Consider the following 16,924-nt stretch of genomic DNA (forward strand, 5'->3'; position numbering starts at 1 on the left):
TTGTCTCAAGTGCGCCAGTCGCACTTGCGTCGTAGAACGCCCGGGCTCAGCCCCTCTTTCATACGGCGAACGGATGCGCGAGTCTTTTGCGCCTTCGCCCATTCCCTCCGCGCGAGCATCCGCGAACTCCTGAAGTCCGCGCCGCGTATGGAGCACCCTGCCTGAAAGGCACCCCCTTGACGAACACCACTTTCAGCACGCTCGGCGTGCCCGCACCTCTCGTCGCCGTTCTCGCGGCCGACGGCAAGACCGAAGCCTTCCCCATCCAGGTCGACACCCTGCCCGACACCCTGTCCGGGCGCGACGTGCTCGGCCGCGGAAAGACGGGCTCGGGCAAGACCCTCGCCTTCTCGATCCCGATGATCGCTCGTCTCGGTCGCGAACTCGCCGGCACCCGCCGTGCGAACCGCCCCACCGGCCTCGTGCTCGCCCCGACCCGCGAGCTCGCGACGCAGATCACCACGGCGATGCAGCCCCTCGCCGAGGCGTACGGCATGCGCGTCACCACGATCTACGGCGGCATCAACCAGAAGCGACAGGTCGAAGCGCTGAACGCCGGCGTCGACATCGTCGTCGCCTGCCCCGGTCGCCTCGAAGACCTCATGAAGCAGGGCTTCGTGAAGCTCGACGCCGTCGAGATCACCGTGCTCGACGAGGCCGACCACATGGCCGACCTCGGGTTCCTCCCCGTCGTCACGCGCATCATGGACAAGACCCCCTCGCAGGGACAGCGACTGCTGTTCTCGGCGACCCTCGACAACGGGGTCGACAAGCTCGTCAAGCGCTACCTGCAGAACGAGGTGCTCCACTCGGTCGACGAGGCCCACTCCCCCGTCGCCGCCATGACGCACCACGTCTTCGAGGTCGCCGACGTCGACCAGAAGAACGAGCTCGTCCGCACGCTCGCCTCGGGAACCGGCCGCCGCATCCTCTTCATGCGCACGAAGCACCACGCCAAGAAGCTCGCGAAGAAGCTGACCGAGCAGGGCATCCCCGCCGTCGACCTCCACGGCAACCTGTCGCAGCCGCAGCGCGACCGCAACCTCGCCGCATTCGGCGACGGCTCCGTGCGCGTGCTCGTCGCGACGGATGTCGCGGCGCGCGGTGTTCACGTCGATGACGTCGAACTCGTCATCCACGTCGACCCGCCCATGGAGCACAAGGCGTACCTGCACCGCTCGGGCCGTACGGCTCGCGCCGGCAGCGCGGGAGACGTCGTCACGATCTCGCTCCCCGCGCAGCGTTCCGACCTGAAGACCCTCCTGCGGAAGGCCGCGATCACCGTGACCCCGCAGCAGGTGACCCCGACGTCGCCCGCCGTGACCGCACTCGTCGGCGACGTCGCCGCCTTCGTGAAGCCGTCGCCGCGTGCCGCCACGCAGCAACAGGGCGGCGGCCGTTCGCAGGGCGCCAATGCCCAGCGCAAGCGCGCCGCTCGTTCGGGTGAGGCCGCCGGAGGCGAGGCTCGCGCCCCGCGTCGTGACCGTTCGGGTCGCCCCGCGCGTTCGGGCGCTGCTCCTCAGGGCGAGGCGCGCGCGCCTCGCGGCGAGGGTCAGGGCCAGCGCGGACAGCGTCGCAGCTCCGAGCACGCTCAGCCCCGCACCGCGGCTCACGGCAGCGCCGGCGGCTCCGGCGGTTCGGGCTCGGGCCAGAAACGTCAGGGCAACCGCGCGCCGCAGCCGCTCCGTGTCGGCGGCCTCGTGTCGCCCTCGAAGTCGGGCCGTTCGCCGCGTCGCGCCCAGGGCTGACGCTCAGCGCTTCGTCGAAACCCCCGGTGTGTGATCGAGTCACACGCCGGGGGTTTCCTCGTGCGCTGACGCTCGCGCGCTAGCGCGAGCCGCGGCGACGGTTCAGGAACTCGCGCACGAGGAACACGCCGAGCGCGATGACGCCGAGACCCTGGAGGGTCGCGGCGATGAGCGCGAAGTCGCGGTTGATGAGGACGAGCACGACCCCGACCATGATGAGTGCGCTCCCGAGGAGCGGCAGGGCAGGAACTCGCATACGTCAACGGTATCGAACGCCGCGCTCCGCCCCCGACATCCGCCGATTTCGCGCCGCCCGACGGGCGTCGTAGGCTCAGAGTCATGAGCACCGATGTTGTTGCCGAAGTCGTTATCCGCCCCGTCCGTGACGTCGATGCCGAGGCACTCGGTCGCGTTCACGCCACCTGCTGGCACGAGACCTACGACCACCTGATCAGCGAGGCGACCCTCGCGAACCTCTCCCCGCGCCGCATGGCGGAGCTGTGGACGCACTGGATGAACCAGGGCCCCGAGTACCGCCAGTTCGCCGCCCTCGTCGACGGCGAGATCGTCGGCTTCGTCGGTTCCGGCCCCGCGCGCGACGAAGACGCCCCGCGCGAGCGCGAGCTCTACTTCATCTACCTGCTCGACGCGTTCCACGGCACGGGCATCGGCCAGAAGCTCTTCGACGCCGCCGTCGACGGCGAGCCCGTCTACCTGTGGGTCGCGTCCGACAACCCCCGCGCGCACCGCTTCTACGAGCGCAACGGCTTCACCGCAGACGGCAACGAGCAGGTTCAGCCGTTCCTCGGCGAGGAGATCCACGAGGTACGGCTGACGCGCTGAGTCAGCTGCAGGGTTACGGCAGGCGCCCGACCGACGCGAGCGCCTGCTTCACGAGCGTGCCGCGGCCGCCCTCCATCTCGGCGATGAGGGCCGGCTGGCACGCCTCCTCGGGGGTCATCCACGTGACCTCGAGCGCATCCTGCCGCGGCTCGCACGTTCCCGTGACGGGCACGATGTAGGCGAGCGACACGGCGTGCTGGCGGTCGTCGGTGAACGGCGAGATACCCGGCATCGGGAAGTACTCGGCGACGCTGAACGGCACGGGGCTCGGCGGCAGTTGCGGGAACGCCATCGGCCCGAGGTCCTTCTCGAGGTGACGGAAGAGGGCATCGCGGAGCGTCTCGCCGAAGAGCACGCGGCCCGACACGAGGGTGCGGTTGATCTCGCCCGTGGGCTTTGCGCGCAGCAGCGCGCCGACCTCGGTGACCACTCCGAGGCCGTCGAGACGAACCGGCACGGCCTCGACGTAGAGGAGCGGCAACCGCCCGCGCACCTCGGCCAGCTCGATGTCGGACAGCCACCCGGGGTTCGACGCGGGCCTGGCCGCATCCTCGGGCGTCCAGTCGGGATCGGGGTCGGGGGTGCGAACGCTCATGCAGCCATTCTGTCTCACGAGGGACGCTCAGCACGTGCACTGCGAAGATGGTGTCATGAACCCCGACGTCACGATCGATTCCGAGGCCGTCCTCTGGTCGGCGGGCTCCGCTGACCGCGAGGGCCGTCCCCTCCTCCTCTTGCTGCACGGCTACAACTCGCACGAGGGCGATCTCTTCGGGCTCGCGCCGTACCTTCCGCTGCAGCCGGCGATCGCGTCTCTCCGCGCCCCGCTCCGCGCCGACTTCGGCCACGCCTGGTTCCCGCTGACGGCGGAGGGTCTCGAGAAGGCCGTCGAGGGGGCGGATGACGCGGCGCACGCGATCCTCGCCTGGCTCGACGCGCTCGACCCGCAACCGGCATCCCTCGGGCTGCTCGGATTCTCGCAGGGCGGTGCCATCGCGATCGAGCTGTTGCGCGCGGCTCCCCACCGCTTCGCATTCGCCGTCACCCTCGCGGGCTTCGCGCTCCCCGGTGCGCGCGACGGCGACGAGGCGCTCGCTGCGACCCGACCGCCCGTGCTCTGGGCGCGCGGAACCGACGACACCGTCATCCCGCCCGAGGCGATCGCCCGCACGAACCGGTGGCTGCCCGCTCACGTCGACCTCACCGAGCGCATCTACGAGGGCGTGGGCCACTCGGTGTCGCAGGGCGAACTCGACGACGTCGTCGAGTTCCTCCGCGCACGGTACGCGGCGTGACGGGCTAAGAGCGCGCAGCGCGTTCCGCGTTGCGGGCCTTGACGCGCACGTTCTCCTCGCGGACGGCGGCCTGGGTGGCACGCTCGGTGACGAGCCACGCCGGGGGTGCGGCGAGGAGGTCCTTGATCTCGGCGGTCGTGAGTGGTTCGGTGACTCCGCCGCGCGCGAGGCCCGAGTTCGAGACGCCGAGCTTGGCTGCGACGACGGGGCGCGGGTGGGGACCCGAGCGGCGGAGCTCGGCGAGCCACTCGGGCGGGTTCGCCTGCAGCTCCTCGAAATCGTCACGGGTGATGTCGCCCTCGCGGAAGGATTCCGGGGCTGCTTCGAGCAGAATGCCGAGCTTCTTGGCGGCGGTCTCGGGCTTCATGGTCTGCTGTCTACTCACTCGATAAGGCTAGTCCCTCCGCCTCGTAATACCCTTGGCATCGTGCGCATCACTTACGTCGAGGGAGTATCGCCCGCGAAGTGGCTTCGCATCTGGGCGGATCGCCGGCCCGACCGACCCCTCGAGACCGACCGTGTACTCGAGAGCGAACAGCTCGAGGCACTCGCTTCCGGCTCCGCCGACATGGCGTTCGTGCGCCTGCCGATCGACGAGACCGGGCTTCACGTCATCGCCCTGTGGGAGGAGGTCGCCGTCGCGGCCCTCCCCCGCGATCACGCGTACGGAGACGCCGAGTCGATCGAACTGGCCGACCTCGAGGGCGAGATGACGGCGCCCGTCCAGGCGACGACCGAACTCACGCTCGAACTCGTCGCGGCCGGAACCGGCTACGCGATCGTGCCGCATTCCCTCGCACGTCTGTACGCGCGGCGCGATGTGAAGGCCGTGCCGGTCTCGGACGCCCCGACGACGCGCATCGCCCTCGTCTGGCCTCTCGATCGCGATGACGACGACACGCAGGAGTTCGTCGGAGTCGTGCGCGGCCGCACCGCGAAGAGCTCACGCGGAGCAGATGCTCCCGACGAACCCGCACCCGTCAAGAAGCCCGCTCGACCCTCGACACCAAAGAAGCCCGCCGCACGCGTGTTCCGTTCGTCACGTGCGCGCCGACCCCCGCCCCGCAAGGGCCGTCGATGACCGCGCGCCCCTTCCTCTTCCTCTCCGCGCGCCCCGAGAACGAGGCCGTCGGCCCCGAGGTCGCGTCGATCCGTTCCGCGATGGGAGCGCACGAACTCATCCACCACCGCGTGGATGCCGCTCCCCTGCCCGACCTCGACCTCGACGCGTGGTCGGGGATCGTCGTCGGCGGCAGCCCGTTCAACGTGACGACGCCCGAGAACGAGAAGAGCGCCGAGCAGCGCCGTGTCGAGAGCGAACTCGCGGGGCTCGCCGAGCGCGCGCTCGACACCGACTTCCCCGTGCTCTTCACGTGCTACGGCATCGGCGTCCTCACGAGGGTGCTCGGCGGTGAGGTCGGCCTCGAGTACGGCGAGGATGCCGCCGCGGTCTCCATCGCCCTCTCCGACGACGGGATCGCCGACCCCCTGACGGGAGTGCTCCCACCCGTCTTCACGGCTCTCGTGGGCCACAAGGAGGCGACGAGCCGCCTTCCGTCCGACGCGCGGCTCCTCGCGGGCTCGAGCGGATGCCCCGTGCAGATCTACCGCGCGGGCGCGCACGTCTACGCGACGCAGTTCCACCCCGAGGTCACGACCGCCGACTTCATCGAGCGCGCTCACGTCTACCAGCACCACGGCTACTTCCCGGCGAGGGAACTGCGCGATGTGAGCGAGCGTCTCTTCGCGGCATCCGTCACCGAACCCCGCCACCTGCTGCGACGCTTCGTGGAGCTCTACGAGCGCTGAGCGAACCCGTCGGGGTTCATCGACTGCCAGCGCCACGCGTCGGCGCACGCCTCGTCGATCGAGCGCGAGGCCGCCCAGTCGAGTTCGCGCGCCGCCTTCGACGGATCGGCGTACGAGACGGCGACGTCTCCCCGGCGCGGCGGTGCGACGCGGTACGGGATGGGAGACCCGACCGTCTGCTCGAAGCCGCGAATGACGTCGAAGACCGACCGGCCCTGCCCCGTGCCGAGGTTGTACACGGCGAACCCCGGACGCAGGCGGTCGAGGGCAGCGAGGTGCCCGTCGGCGATGTCCATGACGTGGATGTAGTCGCGCACGCCCGTGCCGTCGGGCGTGGGGTACGAGTCGCCGAAGACGGTCACGTGGTCGCGCGACCCGATGGCGACCTGGGTGACGAAGGGGGCCAGGTTGTTCGGCGTACCCGTCGGCGATTCGCCGATGAGCCCGCTCGGGTGCGCGCCGATGGGGTTGAAGTAGCGGAGGGCGACGAACCGGAGGGTCGAGCGAACGGATGCCTCGTCGGCCAGGATCTGCTCGATCATGTGCTTCGTGCGGCCATAGGGGTTCGAGATGCCGATGCCCGTACGCACCGACTCGTCGAGCGGCATCGTGTCGGCGTCGCCGTAGACCGTGGCGGACGAGCTGAAGACGAGCGCGTCGACGCCGGTCGCCGACATCGCGTCGAGGACGTTGAGGGTCGAGACGAGGTTCGCGCGGTAGTACGCGGCAGGGTGCGCGACCGACTCGGCGACCGACTTGAGACCCGCGCAGTGCACGACGGCATCGGCGGAGAATCCGCGGAAGGCCGCCGTGGTCGCCGCGAGGTCGAGAAGGTCGACCGTGAGCACCTCGGGCCGACGCCCCGTGATCGCCTCGATGCGATCGATGACGAGCGGCGAACTGTTGACGAAGTTGTCGAGGATGGCCACGTCGTCGCCCCGCGTCAGAAGCTGGGTGGAGATGTGGCTTCCGATGAACCCGGCACCGCCGGTGACGAGAATCCTCACGACTCCAGGCTACCCGCCGCGGGTCGTGCCCTCAGAACTGACGGCTACCGCCCGGCGAACACCCCGATTACGTTAGCTCGTGGGGGTTGTCTCCTCGCTCGTGATCGAGTCTTCTGATAACCGAACCGGCGAGGATCGCTCTGGCCGCCCGTCCCGATCGTTCAGGCCTGGGACGGGCGGCCAGAGCCACCACCCCCATCGAGCGGCGATCGAACGTCAGCGCCGCTGGTCGGCGCGTTCCTCGTCTTCGCGGTCGGAGTGATCGTCGTCGCCCGACTCCGAGATGTCGCGCGCGAGCTCGTCGGTGATGAGGAGATCGCGGCGCACGTGATCGGTGCGATAGGCCGACCGGGCGATCATGTGCGCGGTCATCGGCTGCGTGAGCAGCTGGAAGGTCATGATGAGGATCGCGGTCGTCACGACGGCCCACGACGGTTCGGCGATCACGACGGCGACGAGCACGGCCGCGAGGCCGAGCACCTGTGGCTTCGTCGCCGCGTGCAGGCGCGTCAAGACGTCGGGGAAGCGGACGATACCGACACCGGCCGCGAGCGAGAGGAAGGCACTCAAGAGGATGAGGATGCCGATGACGATCTCGCCGGCACTCATGCGGCGTCCTGCTTCGCCATGAAGCGAGCGATCGAGATCGACCCGACGACGGCGAACATCGCGAGCACGAGCAGCACGACGAGCGTGTCAGTGTGCTTGTTGATGGCCATCTCGGCGCCCAGTGCGCAGATCGCGATCGCGAGGAGCACGTCGGCGGCGAGGGCGCGGTCGAGGATCGACGGGCCGCGGATGATGCGGTAGACGGCGCACAGGGCACCGATGCCGAACATGACGCCGGCGATGATCGCGGCGACGGTGAGGAACGTCATGAGGTGCCTCCTCGGGAGAGCTCGGCGCGGCGCTCACGGCGCTCGGCGCGCACCGTCTCGGCCTGGTCGTGGGTTCCGATCGCGAGCACGATGCGCTCCTCGGTGCCGAGCACACGTCGGCGAGTCGTCTCGATGTCCGACGCGTTCGGAGTGTTGATCGCGTGCAAGTAGAGGATGCCCTCTTCGCGGTCGACGTCGATGACGACGGTTCCGGGCACGACCGAGATCGCCTCGGCGGTGAGCGTCATCACGAGGTCGGAACGCGTATGCAGCCGCACCGCGATGACGGAGTTGAGCGGGTGGTACCGCGGGTTGATCGACAGCAGCGCGATGCCGATCGAGGCCACCACGATGTCGGCGATCATGCGGATCGCGAGGTAGAGCAGCCACAGCAGGTTGACGCGCCCCGAGAGCAGCACGGGCGGTAGGTAGAACACGCGCATGACGCCGAGCGCGAGGAGGAGCCCCGTCACGATGGTCATGACCGTCACGGCGTCCCACAGGAAGACCCACAGGATGATGAGGCCGATGACGAGGGGTAGCTGCAGCCAGATGGTGCGCACCCATGAGTCGCGCTGCGGGCTCATCGAGTACCTCCCGGGAAGACCAGCGAGACGTAGACCGAGGGATCGACGAGGTTCTCGGCTGCACGGTTCGCGTAGTCGAGGATCGGTCCCGCGAAGATCGTCAGTGCGATCGTGACGAGCACGAGACCCGTCGTCGCGGCGAACATGAGTCGCGTCGTCTGGCGCTCCTGCGTGAGGACCGCGCCGGGAGCCTCCTGCAGCGAGTCGAGGAGCACCGAGCTGTAGCCCTCGACCTCGCGGCTGCCGCGCCAGAACGCCATGTTCCAGAACCGCGTGAGCGCGTAGAGCGTCAGGAGCGACGTGAGGGCGCCCGCACCGATCATGACCCAGACGAGCCAGTCGGCGACCTCGGCACCCGCGACGAACAGGCCGATCTTGCCGATGAAGCCGGAGAAGGGCGGGATTCCGCCGAGGTTCACGGCCCCGATGAAGAAGAGCACTCCGAGGAGCGGCGACGCCTTCAAGAGACCGCCGAGTCTGTTGATCGACGTCGCACCGCCGATGCGCTCGATGAGACCGGTCGTCAAGAACAGGGTCGTCTGCACGGTGATGTGGTGCACGACGTAGTAGATCGTCGCGGCGTAGCCGAGTACCGAGCCGAGCGCGATGCCGAAGATCATGTAGCCGATGTGACTCACGAGGGTGAAGGACAGCAGCCTCTTGACGTCGGCCTGGGCGAGGGCGCCCAGGATTCCGACAATCATGGTGAGACCACCGACCACGAACAACAGCACCGAGAGATCGCTCTCGGGGAAGATCACCGTCTCGGTGCGGATGATCGCGTAGACACCGACCTTGGTGAGCAATCCGGCGAAGACGGCGGTGACGGGCGCGGGCGCTGTCGGGTACGAGTCGGGCAGCCAGAACGACAGCGGGAAGACCGCAGCCTTGATGCCGAAGGCGATGAGCAGCAGGATGTGCAGGATCAGCTGCACGTCGGCCGGAAGCTCGGCGATGCGCACCGAGAGCTGGGCGATGTTCACGGTTCCGGTCGCGCCGTAGATGAGCGCGATGGCCGCGAGGAAGAAGAGCGATGACACGAGGCTGACGATGATGTACGTCACGCCCGCTCGGATGCGTTCACCCGTGCCGCGGAGCGTCAGGAGCACATAACTCGCCGAGAGCAGGATCTCGAAGCCCACGTAGAGGTTGAAGAGGTCGCCCGCGATGAACGCGTTGAACACACCCGCCGACAGGATGAGGTACGTCGGGTGGTAGATCGACACCGGCGTCTCGCGATGACGGTCGGCGACGCCCTGGCCCACGGAGTAGAGGAGCACGCCGAGCAGGATGATCGACGAGATGACGAGCATGATCGCCGCGAGTCGGTCGACGACGAGGGTGATGCCGAACGGCGCCTCCCAGCCGCCGACGTAGACGACGGTTCCGCCGTTGGCGTCGGTGAAGATCAGCTGGATGACGGAGATCACGAGCACCGCGGAGAGCACCGCGGTCGACACGGCGACCTGCATCCGTCGGTGACGACCGAGGATCAGGGCGAGCGCCGCACCGAGGAGCGGGAGGAGGACGACGAGGGGCACGAGCGCGGCCATCAGCTCTCCTTCCGTCGGCGGTGGGATTCGGCTTCAGCTGCGGCCCGGACGGCCGCGCTGTCGACTTCGTCGGGGAGCATGTCGTCGAGCTCCTCGTCGCTCGCCTCGATGATCTCCTGGATCGCATCATCGTCGGCCGCCGACTGCCGGAGGAGGTCGGCCGCCTCTTCCGCGTCGTCGACGTCCTCCTGCTCGTCGTCGACGAGGTCACCCTTCTCACCCAACTGGGCGAGCCACCAGGAGCGGTAGATGAGCGCGAGCATGAACGCCGTGATTCCGAGGTTGATGACGATCGCGGTGAGGATGAACGCCTGCGGCAGCGGATCGCTGATCTCGTCGACGTCGACGCCGTCGTTCAGGATCGGCCCGAGACCCGGGCGACCCGACATGAGGAAGATGAGGATGTTGACGGAGTTCCCGACGAGGAGGAATCCGATGAGCACGCGCGTCAGACTGCGTTCGAGCATCACGTAGATGCCCGCTCCGAAGAGCGCGGCGCACAGCACGACGAGAGTCAGGGATGCACTCAATGCGGGCCTCCTGCCTCGCCGGCCGGCCACGCTGCGGCATCGGACCGTCGCGAGTCGGGAACCTGGGAGTCACCACGGCTCTCCGCCGTCGTGTTGTCGTCGCGCTCTTCCTTGTCTTCGCGCTGGCGATCGACCTCGGCACCGAGACTGCGCAGGATGTCGAGGACGAGACCGACCACGACGAGATAGACGCCGATGTCGAAGAACGTCGAGGTTCCGAACGAGATGACACCGAGGATCGGCACCTCCCACTCGAACCACGACGACTGGAAGACGGCCTGGCCGAGGAAGAGCGGGAGCGTTGCCGTCGCGGCCGCGAGGAAGAGACCGGTGCCGAGCACACGACCCGCGTCGATCGGCGCCGCTTCGCCGAGTTCGTAGCGCCCACCGGCGAGGTAGCGCGCCACGAGGGCGAGTCCGGCGAGGAGACCGCCGGCGAAGCCGCCGCCGGGGGCGTTGTGGCCGACGAAGAGCAGGAAGATCGACACGATGATCGCGGGGTGGAAGAGCAACCGGACGAGCACCTCGATGAGGATCGATCGGTTCTCGGGAGCGAGCGTGCGGCCCGCGAGGAGCCACGTGTGCTCGCTCGTCGCGGAGCTGCGCGGGTCGCGTCCGCCACGCGTGTCGGCAGCCCAGGCGGCCTCGGGGATCGGGCGCGACCGCGTGCGGCGCCCGCCGCCCTCGTCGAGGCGCGGAGCGGAGCCCGTCCGACCCGTCACGAAGATGAGGCTCGCGACGCCGGTCGCGACGGCGACGAGGACCGAGATCTCACCGAGGGTGTCCCACGCACGGATGTCGACGAGGATCACGTTGACGATGTTGCGACCGTGGGCCTCGATCGCGAGGGCCGGGAGACCCTCGGCGATCGTCGGCTGGATGCGGGCGCCCAGGGCGATGAATCCGACGAGGCCCATGAGCGCGCCCGCGGCGATGCCGATGACCGCGCGGAACACCCCGCGGACCGGTGGGTTGCGCTGGGCGATCTTCGTCGGGAGGCGGCGCAACACGAGCACGAAGGCGACGATCGTGAGCGTCTCGACGAGGGCCTGCGTGAGAGCGAGGTCGGGGGCGCCTCCCATGCCGAAGAGCAGGACGAGACCGTAACCGGTCACTCCGACCAGGAGGACGGCCGCGACGCGCTGCTTGGCGATCGCGGCGCCCACAGCGGCGACGATCATGACGAACGCGAGGATCGGCTGGATGGGGTGATCCCACAGCACGAGGTTCTCGGGCCACTCGCGGTTCATGACGACCCCGATGCCGAGGCCGGCGATGACCACGAAGAGGATGACAGCGATGTATCCCGGCAGGCCCTGCGACTGGATACGCGTCGTGAGCCACGCCGCGAAGCGGTCGTTCGAACGCACGATCTTGAGGTACGCGTGCGACATGTCGACCCACGCCGGCATGAGCGCCTGCATGCGGGCGACCTTCCGACGGCGCCACACGAGGACCGCGCCGATCGCGAAGACGATGAGCGAGAGGAAGAGCGCCGGCTCGAATCCGTGCCACAGACCGAGGTGGTAGTCGCGGGAGCCGGGCAGGAGGTCGGCGTAGGCCTCGAGGAGCGGGTCGAGGAAGGCGATTCCGATGCCGCCGATGAGCGAGGCGCCCGCGAGGAGCGCGGGAGGGATGACGGCGACCGCGCTGACGGGGTGCGTCTCGGTCGGCTGCTCGTCGCGGGAGTAGAACGCGCCCCACACGAAACGCACCGCGTAGGCGACGGTGAGGACTGAACCGACGAAGAGCCCGACGAGGGCGAACATGCCCCATGCCCCGCCCTCGAGCAGAGACGTGAACACGGCCTCCTTGGCGACGAAGCCGAGGAGCGGCGGGACACCGGCCATCGATGCCGCCGCGATGAATGCGACGGTCGCCACCACCGGCATCCGTCGGCCGAGTCCCGAGAGCTTCCGCCAATCGCGCGTGCCGGCGGCGTGGTCGACGATGCCGACGACGAGGAAGAGGGTCGCCTTGAAGAGGGCGTGGGAGAGCAGGAGGGCGACGCCCGCGAGGGCGGCGTCGCGCGTGCCGAACCCGACCACGACGATCATGAATCCGAGCTGGCTCACCGTGCCGTAGGCGAGGAGGAGCTTGAGGTCGTACTGACGGAGCGCGCGCCAACCGCCGACGACCATCGTGAGTACACCCAGGCCGATGACGATCGGATGCCACACCTCGGCGTCGGCGTAGCCGGGCGCGAGTCGCGCGACCAGGTAGACACCGGCCTTGACCATCGCCGCGGCGTGCAGGTAGGCGCTCACCGGGGTCGGCGCGGCCATGGCCGCGGGAAGCCAGAAGTGGAACGGGACGAGGGCGCTCTTCGAGATCGCGCCGAGGAGCACGAGCGCGATGGCCCACTCGCCGGCCGCGCCGGTCACCGGGTTCTCGACAATCGTCTGGATCGACGTCGACCCGGTCTGCACCGAGAGGATGACGATGCCGACGAGCATCGCGAGGCCGCCGAGCGTCGTCACCGTGAGCGCCTGGAGCGCCGCACCTCGGCTCTCCTTCCGGCCCGTGTAGTGACCGATGAGGAGGTAGGAGAGCACGCTCGTGAGCTCCCAGAACACGAACATGACGTAGACGTCATCGCTCGTGACGAGACCGAACATGACGCCGGCGAAGAGGAGGAGGAGCGCGGCGAAACGGCCGAGAGCCGGTTCGTCGTCGGAGAAGTAGCGGGCGCAGTAGACGAGCACGAGGGCCCCGACACCCGTGACGACGAGCGCAAGGAGGAGGCTGAGCGCATCGAGCTGGAACGTCAGCGAGATGTCGAGGAGCGGAATCCACTCGACGCTCTCTCGGAAGGTCGAACCGTCGAGGACCGCGGGCAGCCACGTCAGCAGCATCACGAAGACGGCCGCCGGAAGGAGCGCGATCAGAAAGAAGACGTTCCGACCCATCCATCGAGTGAGGAATGGTGTCGCGAACGACAGAACAGCGAAGGCCAAGAGGCTGGCGATCATTTACCCTCCTCGTCAGCTTCTTCACACAAGCTTACCAGCGTTCAGGAGGGCCGCCGTCCCCGAGGGCCGATTCGGCGCGATGCGTACGCCGAACGGAATCAGCGCGGCGGCGCCAGTTCTCCCGCGGATTCCTGCAGGTAACAGGCTCCGCACAACGACTCGTACGTGACCGATTCGCCGTCGATCGCGACCTGCGATCCGTCGAACACGAAGCGTCCGTCGACGAGGCGGCCGTTGAACATCGCCTTCCGCCCGCACCGGCAGATCGTCTTGAGCTCTTCGAGCGAATGTGCGACCTCGAGGAGGCGACGCGAGCCCGGGAACGCGACCGTCTGGAAGTCGGTGCGGATTCCGTATGCCATGACAGGAATGTTCTCGAGGAGGGCGACACGGAGGAGGTCGTCGACCTGTTCGTCGTTCAGGAACTGCGCCTCGTCGACGAGGAGGCAACTGACGTCGCGGGTCGTCGCATCGATGCGCTCGCGCCGGTGGCGCTGGAAGAGCGCGTAGGCGTCGTCGCCGGGACGGAAGACGAAGTCGACGGGCCTCTCGACGCCGAGGCGGGAGACGATCGCCTCGGCGCCCTTGGTGTCGACCGAGGGCTTCGCGAGGAGCACCTCGTGCCCGCGCTCCTCATAGTTGAACGCCGCCTGCAGCAGCGCCGTGCTCTTGCCGGAGTTCATCGCTCCGTAGCGGAAATACAGCTTCGCCATCTACTCCAGGTATCCGTCCTCTGCGGCGCGGCGCATGAGCTCGGCCTTCCGGCTCGCCGGCCTCCCTACCCGAGCGTACTTCTCGCGAACGCGTCGCAAGTACGTCTTGGCCGTCTCGAAACTGACTCCCATCGCACGCGCGACCGCCACGGTGCTGTGGCCCTGCACGTAGAGGCGCAGAGCGTGCTCCTCGGAGGCGCTCAGGCGCGGGTCGGCCGGGCGCCGCGGGGCGGAGGTCTCGGCGGGCGAGGGGCGCTGCTCCCCCACCGCGATCGATCCGTTCGACGGAAGGTCCATCACGGCACGCGCCTCGTCGACGAGCACCGCCACAGGGAGCGTCTTCGAGACGAACGCGGCGGCACCCGCGTCGAGTGCGCGCTGCCGCGATTCACGCGAGTCGAGGGCGCTCACGACGACGACTCGTGCCCCGGCCGCCCGACAGGTGCGGATGCGCGCCTCGATCGACACCGAGTCGGCGAGTTGGTAGTCCATGAGCACGAGGGGCGTGGGGAAGTCATCGCTCGTGACGAGCTCGATCCACGACCGCGCACGGAGGACGATCTCGAACTCCGGCGCGTGGCTGTCGATCCAGCTCGAGATACCGTCGAGGATGAGTTCGTGATCGTCGAGGATGGCGACCCGAATGCGTTCATCGGAGTTCATAGTCGAATCCCGCCTGCACGACACCGCGCGACACCCGCGCGTCCTGCGCGGCGAACGCCGAGCGGCTGACGGCGAAGAACGGCTGGAGGTCTCGCCGCGCCGACGGCATCGAGACCGATCGGATCCTCGCGTCGATCGTCACTCGCGCGACGGGGTCGACCGCGTCCCGGGACACCTCGACCCGCACCCGCTCCGATGTCGCGAGAAGGCGGGTGAGGAGCGCGGTGAGCGCCGAGCGCTGATCGGCCGACATCGCGCCGGCGGCCCCCGTCGGATCACGGAGTTCGACGTCGACGGATGTCTGGCCGGCGGGCTCCAGGAGATCGGACAGCCACGTGGCGTCGGAGTGCGCGACGAGCACGCCGCGGAGCGTGCGCGCGAGCCGCGCCGCCGTCTGCCGATCGGCGGGCTCGACCACGCCCCGCTCGAGCACGCTGTCGAGGAACGGCAGGACGTCGCGCCCGAGCACGACGAGCTGTCGGCGTTCCACCGAACGCGCGATGCCGTCGCGAACCTCGGCCTCGGTCGAGAGCGATTCGCGCGCGGCCACCCGCTGCCATCGCACGATCTCGGCGGTGATCCGACGCGAGTACCCCGCGGATGCCGCACCGAGGGCGAGCACGGGAAGCATCCCGACGATCGCGAACAACGCGGCCGGCGCACTGATGATGGCGTACTCGGACGTCGCGACGGCGATGCTCCCGAGCACGACGGCCGCCGCGAGTGACGCCGCGATGATCGAGCTCCACGGCCGATAGGGCGCCATGCCGAGGATGAGCACCCCGGCGACGACCGATCCGAAGTCATCCGTGACGTAGTCGTTCGCGCCCGCCGTGCTCGCGAACTCGGCGACGGCCGCGGTCGAGCTGAGCGCGACGACGATCCACATGCGCTCGGTCGTGAACGGCGCCGTGGACTCGTGCGTGAGATAGACGAGGGCGGCGCCCGCAGCGACGACGAACGCGACGGCCACGATGGCGATCGGGAGCGACCTCACCTGGCCGTCGTGGCCGATCGTCGCCGCGACGGCGAGGCCGACGGCGATGACGGCGGCACCGATCGTCAGCGGCCACGCCGAGATCGCGCCGAGCGGGTCGAGCTCTTGCTGAGTGAGGCGCGTCATGGTGCCTCCTCCCCTGTCGCCCGCACGCCGAGCGGGACCGAGAGGAGGATCGTCGTCCCCGCGCCCGGGGTCGACCAGATCCGCACGTCGCCGCCGACAGCGGAGACCAGACCGATGATGGATGCCCGCAGCCCGAGTCGATCGTGGGCGACCGTCTCGGTGTCGAACCCTCGCCCCGCATCGACGACGGCGACGGTCAGCCGCCCTCCGATCTCAGCGACGACGATCTCGGCCGCGTCGACGCCCGCGTGCCGGGCGACGTTCGCGAGGCTCTGGTCGACGGCATCGACGATCGCCGCCGCTGCCTCCGGATCGAGGTCGCCGAGTGCCGACGCGTCACCCGAGACCGTGACGCGCACGCCACGTGTCGCCGACCGCGCGACCGTCTCGCCGAGGACGGCCCGCTGCATCGAAGCGGGCCCCGAGCCGCCCGCGGGGCGGAACCACTCGCGTTCGACGAGGAACGCGACGTCTCTCTCGACAGCGCTGCGGAGCGCGGCGTCGAGCGGCCCGAGGGGCGACGAGGCGATCGCGAGGAGGTGACTGAGCGCCGTGTCGTGGAGTCGGGCGGTCGCGCGCAGTTCGTAGTCCCGACGGATGTCGAGCTCGCGCGCCTCGCGCCGCGCGCGCTGCAACGCATGGTCGCTCTGGTGCGCATCGCCGCGCGTGAAGCCGTCGAACACGAGCACGATGACGATGAGACCGAGTGCGAGAAGGACGGGAGTGTTCGGGCGGACCGCCGCGCCCGCCATCTCGGCCGCGCAGATCGCCGCGATGAGACCGCCGCCGAACCCTGCTCCCACCCAGGCGAGGCCCGCTCCCGCGCCCGCGGCCGTGCCCCCGCCGAGGAGGAGCGCGATATGCGGCAGGCCGACGAGGAGGTTGCTCGTGTCGGAGTATCCGCCCGGCGCGCCGAGCACCTCGAGCGTGAAGATGAAGACGCCGACCGATCCCGCGACGAGGTAGACGCTCGCCGCAGCGACGGTGCGCGTGCGGACGAGCAGCGTGAGGAGGATGGCCATGACGATCACGACGAGGAGCGCGACGAGCGCGGAGACGTCACCCGCCGCCGCGAGCACGATCGCGATGAGGCCCGCCGCGCCGAGCGAGACGAAGGCCGCGGCACCGCTGCCCATCGCGATCGCTCCGCTCAGCGTCTGCCGGGCGAGGTGCTGAGGAAGTCCGATCGTCATCCGGCCCCCT

General features: G+C 69.2%; 19 protein-coding genes. 5 read left to right on the plus strand and 14 right to left on the minus strand.

What is annotated here, in order from left to right:
• Positions 1-176 precede the first annotated feature (176 nt).
• The gene (locus BJ972_RS07300; protein ID WP_129173297.1) at positions 177-1,748 is read left to right on the plus strand and encodes a DEAD/DEAH box helicase; all 1,572 of its coding nucleotides are present in this window, start codon (positions 177-179) and stop codon (positions 1,746-1,748) included.
• Positions 1,749-1,827: 79 nt separating this feature from the next.
• Here the strand turns inward: BJ972_RS07300 and BJ972_RS07305 are convergent, their stop codons facing one another.
• On the minus strand, positions 1,828-2,004 hold the full coding sequence (locus BJ972_RS07305) for a hypothetical protein (protein ID WP_164989886.1): 177 nt from the start codon (positions 2,002-2,004) through the stop codon (positions 1,828-1,830).
• Between the two features lie 83 nt (positions 2,005-2,087).
• On the opposite strand from BJ972_RS07305, the gene BJ972_RS07310 reads away from it, so the two are divergent.
• Complete coding sequence (locus tag BJ972_RS07310) at positions 2,088-2,591, plus strand: GNAT family N-acetyltransferase (protein ID WP_129173299.1); 504 nt, start codon at positions 2,088-2,090, stop codon at positions 2,589-2,591.
• Between the two features lie 13 nt (positions 2,592-2,604).
• Here the strand turns inward: BJ972_RS07310 and BJ972_RS07315 are convergent, their stop codons facing one another.
• On the minus strand, positions 2,605-3,186 hold the full coding sequence (locus BJ972_RS07315; RefSeq protein WP_129173301.1) for an NUDIX hydrolase family protein: 582 nt from the start codon (positions 3,184-3,186) through the stop codon (positions 2,605-2,607).
• 55 nt (positions 3,187-3,241) lie between these two features.
• Here BJ972_RS07315 and BJ972_RS07320 point away from each other — a divergent pair, with 55 nt between their 5' ends.
• Positions 3,242-3,886 (plus strand): alpha/beta hydrolase, encoded by a 645-nt coding sequence (locus BJ972_RS07320; protein ID WP_129173303.1) that lies wholly within the window; start codon positions 3,242-3,244, stop codon positions 3,884-3,886.
• 4 nt (positions 3,887-3,890) lie between these two features.
• Here BJ972_RS07320 and BJ972_RS07325 read toward each other — a convergent pair whose 3' ends face one another.
• On the minus strand, positions 3,891-4,253 hold the full coding sequence (locus BJ972_RS07325; protein ID WP_129173305.1) for a DUF5997 family protein: 363 nt from the start codon (positions 4,251-4,253) through the stop codon (positions 3,891-3,893).
• Positions 4,254-4,313: 60 nt separating this feature from the next.
• Between BJ972_RS07325 and BJ972_RS07330 the strand changes: the two genes are divergently transcribed.
• The gene (locus BJ972_RS07330) at positions 4,314-4,967 is read left to right on the plus strand and encodes a LysR substrate-binding domain-containing protein (protein WP_164989887.1); all 654 of its coding nucleotides are present in this window, start codon (positions 4,314-4,316) and stop codon (positions 4,965-4,967) included.
• On the plus strand, positions 4,964-5,695 hold the full coding sequence (locus tag BJ972_RS07335) for a glutamine amidotransferase (protein ID WP_129173309.1): 732 nt from the start codon (positions 4,964-4,966) through the stop codon (positions 5,693-5,695). Before BJ972_RS07330 ends, BJ972_RS07335 begins: the two co-directional genes overlap by 4 nt.
• Here BJ972_RS07335 and galE read toward each other — a convergent pair.
• From galE to BJ972_RS07390, 11 genes are all read right to left on the minus strand, one after another.
• Positions 5,683-6,702, minus strand: a complete 1,020-nt coding sequence (gene galE, locus BJ972_RS07340) for a UDP-glucose 4-epimerase GalE (protein WP_129173311.1) — start codon at positions 6,700-6,702, stop codon at positions 5,683-5,685. The genes BJ972_RS07335 and galE overlap by 13 nt on opposite strands.
• Positions 6,703-6,918: 216 nt before the next feature.
• Positions 6,919-7,311: a monovalent cation/H(+) antiporter subunit G gene (gene mnhG, locus BJ972_RS07345; RefSeq protein ID WP_129173313.1), complete on the minus strand. Its 393-nt coding sequence runs from the start codon at positions 7,309-7,311 to the stop codon at positions 6,919-6,921.
• Positions 7,308-7,580 (minus strand): MrpF/PhaF family protein, encoded by a 273-nt coding sequence (locus BJ972_RS07350; protein WP_129173315.1) that lies wholly within the window; start codon positions 7,578-7,580, stop codon positions 7,308-7,310. The genes mnhG and BJ972_RS07350 overlap by 4 nt, the downstream gene beginning before the upstream one ends.
• On the minus strand, positions 7,577-8,167 hold the full coding sequence (locus BJ972_RS07355) for a Na+/H+ antiporter subunit E (RefSeq protein WP_129173317.1): 591 nt from the start codon (positions 8,165-8,167) through the stop codon (positions 7,577-7,579). The genes BJ972_RS07350 and BJ972_RS07355 overlap by 4 nt, the downstream gene beginning before the upstream one ends.
• On the minus strand, positions 8,164-9,720 hold the full coding sequence (locus BJ972_RS07360) for a Na+/H+ antiporter subunit D (RefSeq protein WP_129173319.1): 1,557 nt from the start codon (positions 9,718-9,720) through the stop codon (positions 8,164-8,166). The genes BJ972_RS07355 and BJ972_RS07360 overlap by 4 nt, the downstream gene beginning before the upstream one ends.
• The gene (locus tag BJ972_RS07365) at positions 9,720-10,250 is read right to left on the minus strand and encodes a Na(+)/H(+) antiporter subunit C (protein WP_129173321.1); all 531 of its coding nucleotides are present in this window, start codon (positions 10,248-10,250) and stop codon (positions 9,720-9,722) included. Before BJ972_RS07365 ends, BJ972_RS07360 begins: the two co-directional genes overlap by 1 nt.
• A complete protein-coding gene (locus BJ972_RS07370) occupies positions 10,247-13,222 on the minus strand; it encodes a Na+/H+ antiporter subunit A (protein ID WP_129173323.1) in 2,976 nt (991 codons plus the stop codon). The genes BJ972_RS07365 and BJ972_RS07370 overlap by 4 nt, the downstream gene beginning before the upstream one ends.
• Positions 13,223-13,320: 98 nt before the next feature.
• Positions 13,321-13,935 carry a thymidine kinase gene (locus BJ972_RS07375; protein ID WP_129173325.1) on the minus strand — a complete coding sequence of 205 codons (615 nt, stop codon included), beginning with the start codon at positions 13,933-13,935 and terminating at the stop codon, positions 13,321-13,323.
• Entirely contained in the window at positions 13,936-14,598 is a 663-nt protein-coding gene (locus BJ972_RS07380; RefSeq protein WP_129173327.1) for a response regulator transcription factor, read from the minus strand.
• Positions 14,585-15,721, minus strand: coding sequence for a hypothetical protein (locus tag BJ972_RS07385; protein WP_129173329.1), 1,137 nt, complete (start codon positions 15,719-15,721; stop codon positions 14,585-14,587). Before BJ972_RS07385 ends, BJ972_RS07380 begins: the two co-directional genes overlap by 14 nt.
• Complete coding sequence (locus BJ972_RS07390; protein WP_129173331.1) at positions 15,718-16,914, minus strand: sensor histidine kinase; 1,197 nt, start codon at positions 16,912-16,914, stop codon at positions 15,718-15,720. Before BJ972_RS07390 ends, BJ972_RS07385 begins: the two co-directional genes overlap by 4 nt.
• Positions 16,915-16,924 lie beyond the last annotated feature (10 nt).

Source organism: Agromyces atrinae (genome assembly GCF_013407835.1).
Lineage (GTDB): Bacteria > Actinomycetota > Actinomycetes > Actinomycetales > Microbacteriaceae > Agromyces > Agromyces atrinae.

Bases quoted from the DNA above. Each gene is read 5' to 3' on its own strand.
- BJ972_RS07305 (WP_164989886.1), bottom strand. From the start codon at position 2,004: ATGCGAGTTCCTGCCCTGCCGCTCCTCGGGAGCGCACTCATCATGGTC.
- BJ972_RS07310 (WP_129173299.1), top strand. From the start codon at position 2,088: ATGAGCACCGATGTTGTTGCCGAAGTCGTTATCCGCCCCGTCCGTGAC.
- BJ972_RS07315 (WP_129173301.1), bottom strand. From the start codon at position 3,186: ATGAGCGTTCGCACCCCCGACCCCGATCCCGACTGGACGCCCGAGGAT.
- BJ972_RS07320 (WP_129173303.1), top strand. From the start codon at position 3,242: ATGAACCCCGACGTCACGATCGATTCCGAGGCCGTCCTCTGGTCGGCG.
- BJ972_RS07325 (WP_129173305.1), bottom strand. From the start codon at position 4,253: ATGAAGCCCGAGACCGCCGCCAAGAAGCTCGGCATTCTGCTCGAAGCA.
- BJ972_RS07335 (WP_129173309.1), top strand. From the start codon at position 4,964: ATGACCGCGCGCCCCTTCCTCTTCCTCTCCGCGCGCCCCGAGAACGAG.
- mnhG (WP_129173313.1), bottom strand. From the start codon at position 7,311: ATGAGTGCCGGCGAGATCGTCATCGGCATCCTCATCCTCTTGAGTGCC.
- BJ972_RS07350 (WP_129173315.1), bottom strand. From the start codon at position 7,580: ATGACGTTCCTCACCGTCGCCGCGATCATCGCCGGCGTCATGTTCGGC.
- BJ972_RS07355 (WP_129173317.1), bottom strand. From the start codon at position 8,167: ATGAGCCCGCAGCGCGACTCATGGGTGCGCACCATCTGGCTGCAGCTA.
- BJ972_RS07360 (WP_129173319.1), bottom strand. From the start codon at position 9,720: ATGGCCGCGCTCGTGCCCCTCGTCGTCCTCCTCCCGCTCCTCGGTGCG.
- BJ972_RS07370 (WP_129173323.1), bottom strand. From the start codon at position 13,222: ATGATCGCCAGCCTCTTGGCCTTCGCTGTTCTGTCGTTCGCGACACCA.
- BJ972_RS07375 (WP_129173325.1), bottom strand. From the start codon at position 13,935: ATGGCGAAGCTGTATTTCCGCTACGGAGCGATGAACTCCGGCAAGAGC.
- BJ972_RS07380 (WP_129173327.1), bottom strand. From the start codon at position 14,598: ATGAACTCCGATGAACGCATTCGGGTCGCCATCCTCGACGATCACGAA.
- BJ972_RS07385 (WP_129173329.1), bottom strand. From the start codon at position 15,721: ATGACGCGCCTCACTCAGCAAGAGCTCGACCCGCTCGGCGCGATCTCG.
- BJ972_RS07390 (WP_129173331.1), bottom strand. From the start codon at position 16,914: ATGACGATCGGACTTCCTCAGCACCTCGCCCGGCAGACGCTGAGCGGA.